General features: G+C 69.8%; 14 protein-coding genes and 1 pseudogene. 6 read left to right on the top strand and 9 right to left on the bottom strand.

Translation table 11 applies throughout. The features are described from left to right. Positions 1 to 106: 106 nt before the first annotated feature. From AB0F18_RS00150 to trxA, 5 genes are all read left to right on the top strand, one after another. Positions 107 to 1,822, top strand: coding sequence for a protein kinase family protein (locus AB0F18_RS00150; RefSeq protein ID WP_362052728.1), 1,716 nt, complete (start codon positions 107 to 109; stop codon positions 1,820 to 1,822). Between the two features lie 25 nt (positions 1,823 to 1,847). Then, on the top strand, positions 1,848 to 2,549 hold the full coding sequence (gene sigM, locus AB0F18_RS00145; RefSeq protein WP_362052725.1) for an RNA polymerase sigma factor SigM: 702 nt from the start codon (positions 1,848 to 1,850) through the stop codon (positions 2,547 to 2,549). Further along, positions 2,546 to 3,496, top strand: a complete 951-nt coding sequence (locus AB0F18_RS00140) for a hypothetical protein (protein ID WP_362052723.1) — start codon at positions 2,546 to 2,548, stop codon at positions 3,494 to 3,496. The genes sigM and AB0F18_RS00140 overlap by 4 nt, the downstream gene beginning before the upstream one ends. A 147-nt stretch (positions 3,497 to 3,643) precedes the next feature. Further along, positions 3,644 to 4,603, top strand: coding sequence for a thioredoxin-disulfide reductase (trxB, locus tag AB0F18_RS00135; RefSeq protein ID WP_362052720.1), 960 nt, complete (start codon positions 3,644 to 3,646; stop codon positions 4,601 to 4,603). A 49-nt stretch (positions 4,604 to 4,652) separates the two neighbouring features. Then, the gene (gene trxA / locus AB0F18_RS00130; RefSeq protein ID WP_362052717.1) at positions 4,653 to 4,994 is read left to right on the top strand and encodes a thioredoxin; all 342 of its coding nucleotides are present in this window, start codon (positions 4,653 to 4,655) and stop codon (positions 4,992 to 4,994) included. 97 nt (positions 4,995 to 5,091) lie between these two features. On the opposite strand, the gene AB0F18_RS00125 is transcribed toward trxA, so the two are convergent. The 9 genes and pseudogenes from AB0F18_RS00125 to rpmH form a co-directional block, all read right to left on the bottom strand. Beyond that, complete coding sequence (locus tag AB0F18_RS00125) at positions 5,092 to 5,715, bottom strand: GNAT family N-acetyltransferase (protein ID WP_362052714.1); 624 nt, start codon at positions 5,713 to 5,715, stop codon at positions 5,092 to 5,094. 86 nt (positions 5,716 to 5,801) lie between these two features. After that, entirely contained in the window at positions 5,802 to 6,905 is a 1,104-nt protein-coding gene (locus tag AB0F18_RS00120; RefSeq protein ID WP_362052711.1) for a ParB/RepB/Spo0J family partition protein, read from the bottom strand. Next, on the bottom strand, positions 6,902 to 7,990 hold the full coding sequence (locus AB0F18_RS00115) for a ParA family protein (protein WP_362052708.1): 1,089 nt from the start codon (positions 7,988 to 7,990) through the stop codon (positions 6,902 to 6,904). Before AB0F18_RS00115 ends, AB0F18_RS00120 begins: the two co-directional genes overlap by 4 nt. 255 nt (positions 7,991 to 8,245) lie before the next feature. Then, the gene (gene rsmG, locus AB0F18_RS00110) at positions 8,246 to 8,962 is read right to left on the bottom strand and encodes a 16S rRNA (guanine(527)-N(7))-methyltransferase RsmG (protein ID WP_362052705.1); all 717 of its coding nucleotides are present in this window, start codon (positions 8,960 to 8,962) and stop codon (positions 8,246 to 8,248) included. Between the two features lie 116 nt (positions 8,963 to 9,078). Further along, the gene (locus tag AB0F18_RS00105; protein WP_362052702.1) at positions 9,079 to 9,591 is read right to left on the bottom strand and encodes a R3H domain-containing nucleic acid-binding protein; all 513 of its coding nucleotides are present in this window, start codon (positions 9,589 to 9,591) and stop codon (positions 9,079 to 9,081) included. Positions 9,592 to 9,605: 14 nt separating this feature from the next. Next, positions 9,606 to 10,712: a membrane protein insertase YidC gene (gene yidC, locus AB0F18_RS00100; protein ID WP_362052699.1), complete on the bottom strand. Its 1,107-nt coding sequence runs from the start codon at positions 10,710 to 10,712 to the stop codon at positions 9,606 to 9,608. A 30-nt stretch (positions 10,713 to 10,742) separates the two neighbouring features. Next, positions 10,743 to 10,997: pseudogene (gene yidD / locus AB0F18_RS00095) on the bottom strand (membrane protein insertion efficiency factor YidD); the annotation flags it as partial. Next, positions 10,994 to 11,368 (bottom strand): ribonuclease P protein component, encoded by a 375-nt coding sequence (rnpA, locus tag AB0F18_RS00090; protein WP_362052696.1) that lies wholly within the window; start codon positions 11,366 to 11,368, stop codon positions 10,994 to 10,996. The pseudogene yidD and the gene rnpA, both read right to left, overlap by 4 nt. A 21-nt stretch (positions 11,369 to 11,389) precedes the next feature. After that, positions 11,390 to 11,527 (bottom strand): 50S ribosomal protein L34, encoded by a 138-nt coding sequence (gene rpmH, locus AB0F18_RS00085; RefSeq protein ID WP_007265229.1) that lies wholly within the window; start codon positions 11,525 to 11,527, stop codon positions 11,390 to 11,392. Positions 11,528 to 11,885: 358 nt separating this feature from the next. On the opposite strand from rpmH, the gene dnaA reads away from it, so the two are divergent. Further along, complete coding sequence (gene dnaA, locus AB0F18_RS00080; RefSeq protein WP_362052693.1) at positions 11,886 to 13,679, top strand: chromosomal replication initiator protein DnaA; 1,794 nt, start codon at positions 11,886 to 11,888, stop codon at positions 13,677 to 13,679. Positions 13,680 to 14,479: the final 800 nt, after the last annotated feature.

Raw genomic sequence — 14,479 nt, 5'->3', positions numbered from 1 at the left:
GTCGGCCCCCATCGTGTGTCGTGCATAGCGCCGGACTGTGGGCACAATTGGCATGGCTTCGCAGACTGGCCTACAGCGCGTAACGGATGGGGAGGCAGGGACGACGGTGGCGGAACGTAGCACGGCTGCCGTCGACGTGGCCGACAACAGCGGCGACGAGCCGCTGGCCGCAGATGCGGCCAAGGCCACGGCCGACGGGGTGGACACCCAGAACGGACGAGCCGCGGACGAGCCCATGCCCGATAAGGACGGCGAACGCAGAGTCGCGGCACCCGCAGCCGCACCGGAACTCCACAGCGGCCACAAGCTCGCGCGCCGCTACCGCCTGGAGGAATGCGTCACCCGTCTGGACGGATTCAGCAGCTGGCGCGCGATGGACGAGAAACTGCGCCGCGCCGTCGGGGTCCACCTGCTGCCCGCCGACCACCCGCGGGCCCGTTCCGTCCTGGCCGCGGCGCGCTCCTCCGCGCTGCTCGGCGACCCCCGGTTCGTCCAGGTCCTCGACGCCGTCGAGGAGAACGACCTCGTCTACGTCGTCCACGAGTGGCTGCCCGACGCCACCGAGCTCACCGCGGTCCTCGCCGACGCCACGCTGGAACCCCACGAGGCCTACCAGCTGGTCAGCCAGGTCTCCCAGGCCATGGCCGCCGCCCACCGCGAGGGCCTGGCCCACCTCCGCCTGACCCCCAGCGCGATACTGCGGACCTCCACGGGCCAGTACCGCATCCGTGGCCTCGCCGTGAACGCCGCGCTGCGCGGCATCACCAGCGACACCCCGCAGCGGGCGGACACGGAGGCCATCGGCGCGCTGCTGTACGCCTCCCTCACCCAGCGCTGGCCGTACGAGAACGACGCCTACGGCCTGCGCGGCCTGCCCAAGGGCGTCGGTCTGCTCGCCCCCGACCAGGTCCGCGCCGGCGTCCACCGGGGCCTCGGCGAGCTCGCCATGCGCGCCCTGGCCAACGACGGGGCCACCGCCTCCCGTCAGGAACCCGCCTGCACCACCCCGGAGGAGCTGGCCAAGGCCGTCGCCGCGATGCCCCGCATCCGGCCGCCGGAGCCCGCCTTCACCGCGCCGCCGGAGTACCAGCACACCACCTACCAGCAGGGCAGCTACGGCCGTCCGGCTCCCGTCGGCATGCCGACGACGAAGATCGCCGCACCCGTGCCCCCGCCGCCCCCGCTGCAGAGCCGGACGGGCCGTGCCCTGAAGTGGGGCGTCGCCGCCCTCCTGATCGCCGCCCTGGGCCTGGGCAGCTGGCAGCTGGCCGACGCCCTCCTGGACCACGGCAAGCAGAACACCAGCGAGACCCCCCAGCCCCAGCAGCAGGGCCCCGCCCCGGCGAAGAAGGAGCCCACCGCCCTCTCCATCAAGGGCGCGAAGGAGTACGCCCCGGACGGTGTCCCGCAGAACGCCGGGGACGTCTCCAAGACCTACGACGGGGATTCGTCCAGCTACTGGCGCACCAAGAGCTTCGACGACGGCCCCCAGGTCGTCATCAAGCCCGGTCTCGGCATCGTCTACGACCTCGGCTCCGAGCACGAGGTCAGCGTCGCTTCGATAGCGCTGAGGTACGGCGGGGACCACACCACCCTGACGCTGTACGCGGCCGATTCGCTGAGCCCCGCGAACGCCGTCGACCCGAAGAGGAAGATCGCGGGCACGACCACCAAGGACAACAACGTCCAGCTGACGGTGGAGAAGCCGGTCAAGACGCGGTACGTCCTCGTATGGATCACCGCCATGCCGCATTCGGGCCCCGACAACTACAGCGGCACCGGCTACAAGCAGGGCATCACGGACGTGAAGTTCAAGGGCTGACGCACGGCAGGGGAGGGGCCGACCGTTGGACGAAGCCAGAGCCTGCGACCGCAGCGACCAGGAACTCCTGGCCCTGCACGTCGCCGGGGATCCCGAGGCCTTCGGGGAGCTGGTGCGGCGGCACCGTGACCGGCTGTGGGCCGTCGCGCTGCGGACCCTCGGTGACCGGGAGGAGGCCGCCGACGCCGTCCAGGACGCCCTGGTCTCCGCCTACCGGGCCGCCCACACCTTCCGCGGGGACTCCGCGGTGACCACCTGGCTCCACCGGATCACGGTCAACGCCTGCCTGGACCGGGCCCGCAAGGCCGCCTCCCGCCGGACCGCCCCCCTGGACGACACGGACCGCCTGGAGCGCCTCCTGGAGCCCCACGAGTCCGCCGAGGCCCCCGCGGAACGCCAGGACCTCCACCGCCAGCTGCTGGCCGCCCTCGCCACCCTGCCCGCCGACCAGCGGGCCGCCCTCGTCCTCGTCGACATGCAGGGATACCCCGTCGCGGAGGCCGCCGCCGCCCTCGGCGTACCCGTCGGGACCGTGAAGAGCCGGTGCGCCCGCGGCCGGGCGAAACTGCTCCCGCTCCTCACTCATCTGCGCACCAATGCCGGGGATAACACCACCACCGAGCGGGCAAGGAACCGGACGCCGGGGGCACCCGTCCCATCTGCGGCAGACCCCAGGCAGCCAGAACCGAACCCAGACCCTGTGAAGGGCGGAGGTGGACGACCGTGACCCCGACAACCGGCACCGCCGGCACGATCCGGCACCCGGAGGTCTCGGAGATCTCCGACCTGACCGAAGGTCTCCTCTCCCCCTCCCGCACCGCCGAGATCCGCCGCCACCTCGGGGACTGCGCCCTGTGCGCCGACGTCCTCGCCTCCCTGGAGGAGATCCGCTCCCTGCTGGGCACCCTTCCCGGACCGCCGCGGATGCCCTCCGACATCGCCGGGCGCATCGACGCGGCCCTCGCCGCCGAGGCCCTCCTCGACTCCACCGCCTCACGGACCGAGGCCCTCTCCGCTCCCGGGCCGCGCGCCGACGGCGACGCCGGGGCAGGAGCGGTTCCGGACCGCACCGACGCCCGTCGGCCGGCCGGTCACCCGTCCGGCTCAACGGGCCCCGGCCGTCGTCGTGCCCGCCGGAGGATCGCCGTCCTCACCGGTCTGGCCGGGGCGGCCGCCTGCGTCCTCGGCGTCCTCCTCTTCAACGGGCTCGGCAGCTCCGGCCCCCACTCCACGGCCACGGACAACAACACCACCCGGGCCGCCGGCTCGGCCGCACCCGGCGAGTACACCGCCCAGGGACTCCAGCAGAACGTCCACCGGCTCCTGGCCGCCGGCCCGGCCGCGAACACGCCCAAGACGGCTCCCGGCGACTCGAACCGGACCATGGAGCTGGAGAACGCCTCTCCCGGCCTGGCACCCTCCGAGCGGCTGGGCTCCCCGGAACCCGCCCCGGCCCCGGTGCCCCCCTGCGTGCAGCGGGCCACCGGCCGCACCGAGACGGCCCTCGCCGCCGAACCGGGCCGCTACCAGGGCACGCCCGTCTACCTCGTCGTCCTGCCCCACGGGGAGGACCCCGCCCTGGTGGACGCCTACCTCGTGCCCGCCGGCTGCGTGGAGGACCCCTCCGCGACCCCCGAAAAGCCGCTTTTCACCCGGACGTATCCGCGCGGCTGAAGGGATCGGCGGGCGGCGCCCCGCGCTTTCGGAGGCAGAGGGTGACGGCCGGGGAATGCGCGCGCCGTAGGATCCGTTGGGTGGGGTGAGAGTCCGCACCGGCCCCCGGTAGGCAGCACGAAGTCCGCAGAGACGAGGAAAGAACCCGTGAGCGACGTACGAAACGTGATCATCATCGGCTCCGGGCCGGCCGGTTACACGGCCGCCCTGTACACCGCACGCGCTTCGCTCAACCCCCTGGTCTTCGAGGGCGCCGTGACCGCCGGCGGCGCGCTGATGAACACCACCGAGGTCGAGAACTTCCCGGGCTTCCGCGACGGAATCATGGGTCCGGACCTCATGGACAACATGCGTGCGCAGGCCGAGCGCTTCGGCGCCGAGCTCGTCGCGGACGACATCGTCTCCGTGGACCTCACCGGTGAGATCAAGACGGTCACCGACACCGCCGGCACGGTCTACCGCGCCAAGGCCGTCATCGTCACGACCGGTTCCCAGCACCGCAAGCTCGGTCTGCCGAACGAGGACGCGCTGTCGGGCCGCGGCGTCTCCTGGTGCGCGACCTGCGACGGGTTCTTCTTCAAGGACCAGGACATCGCCGTGGTCGGCGGCGGCGACACCGCGATGGAGGAGGCGACCTTCCTCTCCCGGTTCGCCAAGTCCGTCACGATCATCCACCGCCGTGACAGCCTGCGCGCGTCCAAGGCCATGCAGGACCGCGCCTTCGCCGACCCGAAGATCAGCTTCGCCTGGGACAGCGAGGTCGCCGAGATCCACGGTGAGCAGAAGCTCTCCGGCCTGACCCTGCGCAACACCAAGACCGGTGAGACCTCCGAGCTGCCCGTGACCGGCCTGTTCATCGCCGTCGGACACGACCCGCGCACCGAGCTGTTCACCGGCCAGCTCGACCTGGACGACGAGGGCTACCTGAAGGTCGACGCGCCCTCGACCCGCACCAACGTCACCGGCGTCTTCGGCGCCGGCGACGTCGTGGACCACACCTACCGTCAGGCGATCACCGCCGCCGGCACCGGCTGCTCCGCCGCCCTCGACGCGGAGCGCTTCCTGGCGGCCCTCTCGGACGTCGAGCCCGCCGCCGCGACCGTCTGATCCAGCTCCACCCCCTACACCCCACCCCGCAGGAAAGAAGGAGGCCGCTGTGGCCGGCACCCTCAAGAACGTGACTGACGCCGACTTCGACACCGAGGTTCTGCGCAGCGACAAGCCCGTGCTCGTGGACTTCTGGGCCGAGTGGTGCGGTCCGTGCCGCCAGATCGCCCCCTCGCTGGAGGCGATCGCTGCCGAGTACGGCGACCAGATCGAGATCGTCAAGCTCAACATCGACCAGAACCCTGGCACGGCCGCCAAGTACGGCGTCATGTCCATCCCGACGCTGAACGTCTACCGGGGCGGCGAGGTCGCCAAGACCATCGTCGGCGCCAAGCCGAAGGCCGCCATCCTGCGGGACCTCGACGAGTTCATCGTGGCCAAGACCGCCTGATCGTCGATGTTTCACTGGGGGTCCCCCCAGCGGTAGCTGGGGGAGAAACGGGGCCGCTCCCTGAGGGAGCGGCCCCGTTTCACGTATCCGGTGAGCCTCACAGCGGCCGCAGCGCCGGTTCCTTCCGTGCCCTCGCCCCGCCCAGCAGACGGTCCAGGGCCAGCTCCACGTCTTCCTTCCACGACAGCGTCGTGCGCAACTCCAGCCGCAGGCGCGGATGGGCCGGATGGGGCCGTACGGTCTTGAAGCCCACCGACAGCAGGTGGTCGGCCGGCAGCAGGCAGGCGGGCCTCTCCCAGCGGGCGTCCCCGAAGGCCTCGATCGCCTTGAAGCCCCTCCGCAGCAGGTCCTTGGCCACCGTCTGGACCATCACCCGCCCAAGGCCCTGCCCCTGATAGCCCGGCATGATCCAGGCCGTGATCAGCTGGACCGCGTCCGGGGAGACGGGGCTCGTCGGGAAGGAGGCGGCGCGCGGTACATAGGCGGGCGGGGCGTAGAGGACGAACCCCACCGGGACCTCGTCCACGTAGACCACCCGGCCGCAGGAGCCCCAGTCGAGGAGGACGGAGGAGATCCAGGCCTCCTTCTCCAGCTCCGCGGTGCCCGCCTTCACGGCGGCATCGCCGGTGACGGGATCCAGCTCCCAGAACACGCAGCTCCGGCAACGCCTGGGCAGGTCCTGGAGGTTGTCCAGCGTGAGCGGTACGAGCCGACGACCCATGACGGCATCGTAACCACTACCCCCTGCTTCTTCGAGGGTGGACATCTCGAGAAACAGGGGGCAGTGAGAAAACATGAGCAGAAGGGCTACTCCCCGGAGAGGCCCTGCTCCAGCACCCGGCCCTCGCCCGGCGCCAGGGTCCCCAGGATCCGCTCCAGGTCCTCCATCGAGGCGAACTCGACGGTGATCTTGCCCTTCTTCTGGCCCAGATCCACCTTCACCCGCGTCTCGAACCGGTCCGACAGGCGCGTCGCCAGCTCGCTGAGCGCCGGCGACACCCGGCCCCCGGCCCGCGGGCCCTTGGGCTTCACGGTGCTCGACGGCTCCGAGCCCATCAGGGTCACGATCTCCTCGACCGCGCGCACCGAGAGACCCTCGGCCACGATCCGGTGCGCCAGACGGTCCTGCTCCTCGGAGTCCTCCACCGACAGCAGGGCCCGCGCGTGGCCCGCCGACAGCACCCCGGCGGCCACCCGGCGCTGTACCGCGGGCGAGAGCCTCAGCAGCCGCAGGGTGTTCGAGACCTGCGGACGCGAGCGCCCGATCCGGTCCGCCAGCTGGTCGTGGGTGCAGTTGAACTCCCGGAGGAGCTGGTCGTACGCGGCCGCCTCCTCCAGCGGATTCAGCTGCGCCCGGTGCAGGTTCTCCAGGAGGGCGTCGAGAAGGAGCTTCTCGTCGTCCGTCGCCCGGATGATCGCGGGGATGCGCTCCAGCCCGGCCTCGCGGCAGGCGCGCCAGCGCCGCTCACCCATGATCAGTTCATACCGGCCGGCGGACCCCGCCTCCCGGACGACCACCGGCTGGAGCAGACCCACCGCCTGGATCGAGGTCACCAGCTCCGCGAGGGCGTCCTCGTCGAACACCTCGCGCGGCTGGCGCGGGTTGGGCGTGATGGCGTCCAGCGGAAGCTCCGCGAAGGTCGCCCCGGCCGTCTCCGCCGCCTCCGGCTGCGCCGCCACCGGCTCCGCGGGCATCGATGTTTCACGTGAAACATCGCCGGCCACCGCTGGGGGTGCCCCTGCCTGGGACAGCGCGGCGAGCTTCGCCGCGGCGATGCCCCGCTCCGACGTCAGTACCGGCACCGCCGACGGGGACGTCGATCCGCCGCCCACCACCGGCGTCTTCTCCTGGGGAGCGGCCGGGATCAGCGCGCCGAGCCCCCGCCCCAGACCCCTACGTCGCTCGCTCACTGGATCCCCTCCGCCATACTCTGCGTGCTGTTCATGCCCGCGCCCGTGTGGGCGCTCTGGGCGTCGTAATGGATGCCGGCTCCGCGGAGCGCGATCTCACGCGCCGCCTCCATGTAGGAGAGGGCACCGCTGGAACCCGGGTCGTACGTGAGGACCGTCTGCCCGTAGCTCGGGGCCTCCGAAATGCGTACCGACCGCGGGATGCTCGTGCGCAGCACCTCCTTGCCGAAGTGGGTGCGCACCTCCTCCGCCACCTGCGAGGCCAGCCGGGTCCTGCCGTCGTACATGGTCAGCAGGATCGTGGACACGTGCAGGGTCGGGTTCAGGTGGGCCCGCACCAGCTCGACGTTCCGCAGGAGCTGGCCCAGTCCCTCCAGCGCGTAGTACTCGCACTGGATCGGGATCAGTACTTCCGCGCCCGCCACCAGGGCGTTCACGGTCAGCAGGCCCAGGGAGGGGGGGCAGTCGATCAGGATGTAGTCGAGCGGCTGCTCGTACGCCTGGATCGCGCGCTGGAGCCGGCTCTCGCGGGCCACCAGGGAGACCAGCTCGATCTCGGCACCCGCGAGGTCGATGGTGGCCGGGGCGCAGAAGAGGCCTTCCACGTCCACCACCGGCTGGACGACCTCCAGCAGCGGCCGGCTGTCGACGAGCACGTCGTAGATGGAGGGCACGTCCGCGTGGTGGTCGATCCCCAGCGCCGTGGAGGCGTTGCCCTGGGGGTCGAGGTCGATCACGAGGACCCGCGCACCGTGCTGGGCCAGGGAGGCCGCCAGGTTCACGGTCGTCGTGGTCTTGCCCACGCCGCCCTTCTGGTTGGCGACCACCATGATCCGGGTCTGTGCGGGCCGGGGCAGAGGGACGCCGGAACGCCCGATGGCCTCGACCGCCAGCTGGGCGGCCCGGCCGATCGGGGTGTCCTCGATGTTCTCAACGTCCTCGTTGTCCACAAGGGGCGACGATGTCTCTGCTGGTTCAGAGCGGGGACCGGGGACCGGATCGGCCATCGGCCCCGCGAGGTTGGCGTCGGACCGCACGGTGTCACTCTCCTCGGCAGCGGGCTCGCGATGAACAGAGCCTGCCATGCCACCGGGGTCGTGAACCAGCGGGGCCCGTGCTCCTGTGGATGAATCCACCGCTGTGGACAACTCCGTCACCCCCGCCTCCTGGCGGGGACGGGGGGCGGCGGCAACCCGGCCGCGGCTGATGATTCCGTGCAGCAGAGAGCGACGTTTCACGTGAAACACGATGCCGGGACGGAGTCTTCAGCCCGCTACGACACTCCGAAATCCATACCTATAGGGGTTAAACCGCCCCGCATCGCGCCTTCTCCGCAGATGTCAGCGGCGTCGCCGGGTCCGCCCGACCCGGGCCGCCTTCGCCCGCTTGGCCGCGAAGCGCACCCCGCCGGGGCTCTCCCCGACCTCCACACGGACCACCGTGGACAGGGGGTCGACCACGCCCTCGCCGACCTGGAGCACTGAGGTCTTCACCACACCGAGCTTGCTGAGGGCGACCTTCGCCGAGACCAGCTCCTCCTCGGCCGTGTCGCCCTTGAGGGCCAGCATCTCGCCGTAGGGACGCAGCAGCGGCACGCCCCAGCCCGCCAGCCGGTCCAGGGGGGCCACCGCGCGCGCCGTGACCACGTGCACCGGCTGGACCTTGCCGAGCACTTCCTCAGCCCGCCCGCGCACCACGGTGACGTGGTCCAGCCCCAGCAGCTCGACGACTTCCTGGAGGAAGGTCGTCCGGCGCAGCAGGGGCTCCAGCAGCGTGATCTTCAGGTCCCGCCGGACCAGGGCGAGCGGGATACCGGGCAGGCCGGCACCCGAGCCCACGTCGCACACGGTGACGCCGGCGGGCACCACCTCGGAGAGCACCGCGCAGTTCAGCAGGTGCCGCTCCCACAGCCGGGGGACCTCACGGGGCCCGATGAGGCCGCGTTTGACACCCGCATCCGCGAGCATCTCCGCATACCGCACAGCTTCCGGGAAAAACTCACCGAACACCGCGCGCGCCTCTTCAGGCGCCGGGGGAAGCTCTGCTGCCTCCGTCACGGGGACCGTCCTTCCGTACAGAACCGCTCACGCCAAAACCGCGGTCGTTCAACTGCCAGGCTTACAAACATCGGCCCCGCCTGCGACACAGGCGGGGCCGACTCACATCATTCCGGTCAGGCCGGAAGCACAACGACGAAGCGCTGCGGCTCCTCGCCCTCGGACTCGCTCTTGAGGCCGGCGGCCGCCACCGCGTCGTGGACGACCTTGCGCTCGAACGGGGTCATCGGAGCGAGCTTCAGCGGCTCGCCCGAGGCCTTCACGTCCGCCGCGGCCTGGGCGCCCAGGGCGGCCAGCTCCGCGCGCTTCTTCGCCCGGAAGCCCGCGATGTCCAGCATCAGCCGGCTGCGGTCCCCGGTCTCCCGGTGCACCGCGAGGCGGGTCAGCTCCTGGAGGGCCTCCAGGACCTCACCGTCGCGGCCCACGAGCTTCTGCAGGTCGCGGCTGCCCGAGTCGCTGACGATCGACACCGAGGCACGGTCGGCCTCGACGTCCATGTCGATGTCGCCGTCCAGGTCGGCGATGTCCAGCAGCCCCTCAAGGTAGTCGGCCGCGATCTCGCCCTCCTGCTCAAGGCGGGTGAGGGTGTCGCCACTCTCAGCGGCGGCGGTGGTGGTGCCTTCCGTCACGGGAGGGACTCCTTCTACTTCTTGGAGGGCTTGCTGGGGGGCGTCTGACGCTTCGACTTCGGCTGGCGCTTGGGCTGCTGCCGCTTCGTCGCGACACCACCGCTCGCCGCGTCCGAATCCGCGGTGGCCTCAGAACTCCTGATCACGGAGCCGTCCGCCTGCGCGGCCATGCCCTGCTTCGACAGCGCGGTGATGAACTTGCGCTCGTTGTCGTTGCGGTCCGGACCCTTGGCGACGATGGCCGCGACGATCTTCTTCTTGCCCCGGCCCTTGACGTTGCCGTGGGTGGAGACGTGCTTCAGGAGGCGGGTCAGGTACTGGTCCTGCGCCTTGCTGCCCGGGGTCGGGTTCTGGTTGATCACGTACATCTGCTGGCCCATGGTCCACACGTTGGTGGTCAGCCAGTAGACGAGGACACCGACGGGGAAGTTGATGCCCATGAAGGCGAAGATCAGCGGGAAGATGTACATCAGCATCTTCTGCTGCTGCATGAACGGCGTCTTGACCGAGAGGTCGACGTTCTTCTGCATCAGCTGACGCTGGGTGTAGAACTGCGACAGCGACATCAGGACGATCATGACGGCGGTGACGATGCGCACGTCGGTGATCGAGGCGTTGAGGCTCGCGACCTTCTCGCTGCTGTCCATGAACTTGGCGGCCAGCGGGGCGCCGAAGATGTGCGCCTGACGGGCGCTCTCCAGCAGCGACTGGTTGATCACGCCGATGGTCTTGCCGCTGGCGATGGCCGAGAGCACGTGGTACAGCGCGAAGAAGAACGGGGACTGCGCCAGGATGGGAAGGCACGAGGAGAGCGGGTTGGTACCCGTCTCCTTGTACAGCTTCATCATCTCTTCGGACTGACGCTGCTTGTCGTTCTTGTAGCGCTCCTGGATCGCCTTCATCTTCGGCTGGAGCGCCTGCATGCCGCGCGTGGCCTTGATCTGCTTGACGAAGAGCGGGATCAGGCAGATACGGATCAGGACCACCAGGGACACGATGGACAGACCCCAGGCCCATCCACTGTCCGCGCCGAAGATCGCCCCGTACAGCTTGTGGAACTGGACGATGACCCACGACACGGGTGTGGTGATAAAGCTGAACAGACTGGCAATCGTGTCCACTAATCAGGCTCCTTGAGCATTGCGAGATCTACGCAACGCACTGCGCAGCTGCTCGTGCCAACGCGGGCGTTTACGGGGTGGGACGTGGTCCACACCGCCCGGGGACCACGGGTTGCACCGCAGGATCCGCCAGGCGGTCAGGAGCGTCCCCTTCACCGCACCATGCCGGTCGATGGCCGTGAACCCGTAGTGCGAGCACGAGGGGTAATAGCGGCACACCGGCCCGAGCAGCGGACTGATCGTCCACTGGTACAGCTTGATCAAAGCGAGCAGCGGGTACTTCATCGAGCCACGCCTCCCAGCAGCCGCGCCAGGGCGGCATCCAGGTCACGGGCCAGCTCGTCGACGCCGGCGTCACCCGCTCCGGGCAAAGCCCGCACCACCACCAGGCTACCGGCGGGCAGCTGGGCCAGCCGGTCGCGGACGAGGTGGCGCAGACGGCGCTTCACCCGGTTACGGACGACCGCAATGCCGACGGCCTTGCTGACGACGAAACCCGCACGCGGCGAGGGATCAGTCTCCCCCGGCTCGTGCGGGTCCGTGGCACCGCTGGTACGTAGGTGGACGACGAGGAGCGGGCGACCAGCCCGACGGCCTCGACGTACCGCGCTCGCGAAGTCCTCGCGCCGCCTCAGCCGATTTTCGGGAGACAGCACGACGTCACGACCTGCGCGTGGTTACGCGGAGAGGGCGGAGCGGCCCTTGCTGCGGCGGTTCGCCAGGATGGCGCGGCCGGCACGGGTACGCATACGCAGGCGGAAGCCGTGGGTCTTGGCACGACGGCGGTTGTTCGGCTGGAAGGTGCGCTTGCTCACTCGGGGGCTCCAGAGAATGAATCGTTGTGGCGGTACATCGCCTGGCTGTCACCGTGCGCCCACGAGGAACTCGCGTGTTCGCCCGAGTGGACACCGCTAAATGATCACGATTAGTGATCTTCGCCCATCGGTAGGCAGGCGGCAGCAGCCATCGACAACTCGACCTCGCTACGGTACGCGGGGCTACGCCATCCGGTCAAACCGAGCGCCTCTGCCCCACACTGTGCACAGGCTGTGGACAACGACTTGAACCGCAGCCACCGGGCTGACTACCGTTGTCTGATCCCTGTTTTTTGTCCCGACCGTCCCAAAGAACCACACATTCGTGGGACGAGGGACCTGTGAGAGAGCGTGCTCTGTGGCTGACGTACCTGCCGATCTTGCCGCAGTGTGGCCACGCGTGCTCGAGAAGCTGCTCGGGGAGGGTCAGCAGGGGATCGAGCCGAAGGACAAGCAGTGGGTGGAACGCTGCCAGCCGCTGGCCCTCGTCGCCGACACCGCCCTGCTCGCCGTCCCCAACGAATGGGGCAAGCGGGTCCTGGAGGGCCGTCTCGCCCCGCTGATCAGCGACGCCCTCAGCCGCGAGTGCGGCCGCCCGATCCGGATCGCCATCACCGTGGACGACTCCGCCGGCGAGCCCGCACCGCCCGCCCCGCCCGCCTCCCCCTCCCGTGAGGCCTACGAGCCGTACGGCGGTCCCCGCCCCGGCGCCGGCCCCGGCGAGGAGCAGCTCCCCACCGCGCGTCCCGCGTACCCGGAGTACCAGCAGCAGCGCCCCGAGCCCGGCGCCTGGCCCCGCGGCGGCCAGGACGACTACGGCTGGCAGCAGCAGCGCTTCCCCGAGCGCGACCCGTACGCCTCCCCGCAGCCCGGCTACCTCCAGCAGTCCGAGCCCGGCGGCTACGACCAGGGCGGCTACGAGCAGCAGAAGTACGAGCAGCAGAAGTACGAATCCCAGCCGTACGAGCCGCAGAAGTACGAGCCCCAGAAGTACGAGCAGCAGTCCTACGAACAGCAGCAGTACGAGCAGCCCGCCCCCCGGCCGGCGCCCGGCCGGCCGACGCCCGCGCCGCCGCCGTCGGCCCCGTCCGGCGGTTCCACCTCGGGCCCGCTGGAGCCGACCGCCCGGCTGAACCCGAAGTACCTGTTCGACACCTTCGTCATCGGCGCCTCCAACCGCTTCGCGCACGCCGCCGCGGTGGCCGTCGCCGAGGCGCCGGCGAAGGCGTACAACCCGCTCTTCATCTACGGGGAGTCGGGCCTGGGCAAGACGCACCTGCTGCACGCCATCGGGCACTACGCGCGGAGCCTCTACCCCGGCACCCGGGTGCGGTACGTGAGCTCGGAGGAGTTCACCAACGAGTTCATCAACTCCATCCGCGACGGCAAGGGCGACGCGTTCCGCAAGCGCTACCGCGAGATGGACATCCTCCTCGTCGACGACATCCAGTTCCTCGCGAGCAAGGAGTCGACGCAGGAGGAGTTCTTCCACACCTTCAACACGCTCCACAACGCCAACAAGCAGATCGTGCTGTCCTCCGACCGGCCGCCCAAGCAGCTCGTCACCCTGGAGGACCGGCTCCGCAACCGCTTCGAGTGGGGCCTGATCACCGACGTCCAGCCGCCCGAGCTGGAGACGCGCATCGCGATCCTGCGCAAGAAGGCCGTCCAGGAGCAGCTCAACGCCCCGCCGGAGGTGCTGGAGTTCATCGCCTCCCGCATCTCGCGCAACATCCGCGAGCTGGAGGGTGCGCTGATCCGGGTCACAGCGTTCGCGAGCCTCAACCGGCAGCCGGTGGACCTGGGCCTGACGGAGGACGTCCTCAAGAACCTGATCCCCGGCGGCGAGGACAGCGCGCCCGAGATCACGGCCGCCGACATCATGGCGGCCACCGCGGACTACTTCGGGCTCACCGTGGACGACCTGTGCGGATCCTCGCGCAGCCGGGTGCTGGTGACGGCGCGGCAGATCGCCATGTACCTGTGCCGCGAGCTCACCGACCTGTCCCTGCCGAAGATCGGGGCCCAGTTCGGCGGGCGTGACCACACCACCGTCATGCACGCGGACCGCAAGATCCGCGCCCTGATGGCGGAACGCCGCTCCATCTACAACCAGGTCACGGAGCTCACCAACCGCATCAAGAACGGCTGACGACGGCCCCCGGCCGGCGCGTCAGGGGCCTCTCAAACCCCGCCACAGGGCGCTCCCGGATCCAGCCGGGGGCGCCCTTCGTCGTTCGTGCGCCCCTGCTCTGTTCGAATACGCCCCCGGGAGCGGCAGTTGTCCACAGATTCCACAACTTTCTTCCGTCCACAGCCTGAGGACAGCCATCCCCGCCCACAATCTGTCCACAGGGGTACCGGTTGAGGGATCATCAGCCCAGGTCAGGCAGCTGTGGAATTGTGCGCAAGCCCCATCCACAGGCTGTGGACAGAAAAATCATCCACAGGCTCGTCCACTCCTCTGTCCACCGCCGACTCACAGGTTCCTGCATCCTGTGCACAGGTTCCCGAGGGTTCTCCACACGGTTGTCCACTGTTCGGCAACCGGACCCCTCCCGTCACCGTCAAGAGTGAAAGCCGTCACACGGATGTCGACGTTTGGGCTGTGGACTTCTGGGGAAAAACTGGGGACACAGCTGTGGAGTAGTGAGGGTCCCCTGGGGACGACCTGTGCAGAACTTTCCTTTCTCCACAGAGACACCGTGTTGTCCACCGGTGCCACCCACAGGGTGTGGGGATAAAAAACAGGGGCTGACCTGCGGCAACGAGCTTTTCCACCGTTTCCACAGGCCCTACTACTACCCCCATAGACAGTTAGCGTGGATTCGGTTTTCAAGCAGGTCCTGTGCACAACTCGCCGGACGGCCGTCCCGCCGCCGCGCTCCCGACTTGACCGCCAGCCGCAACGACTGTCGGCGCCGTACGTCAGACTGGTCCCCGGCATCGGTC

It is taken from the genome of Streptomyces sp. NPDC029216 (assembly GCF_040648015.1).
Lineage (GTDB): Bacteria > Actinomycetota > Actinomycetes > Streptomycetales > Streptomycetaceae > Streptomyces.
The sequence above is the reverse complement of the archived record's forward strand: the minus strand, read 5'-3'. Positions and strand labels throughout refer to the sequence as shown.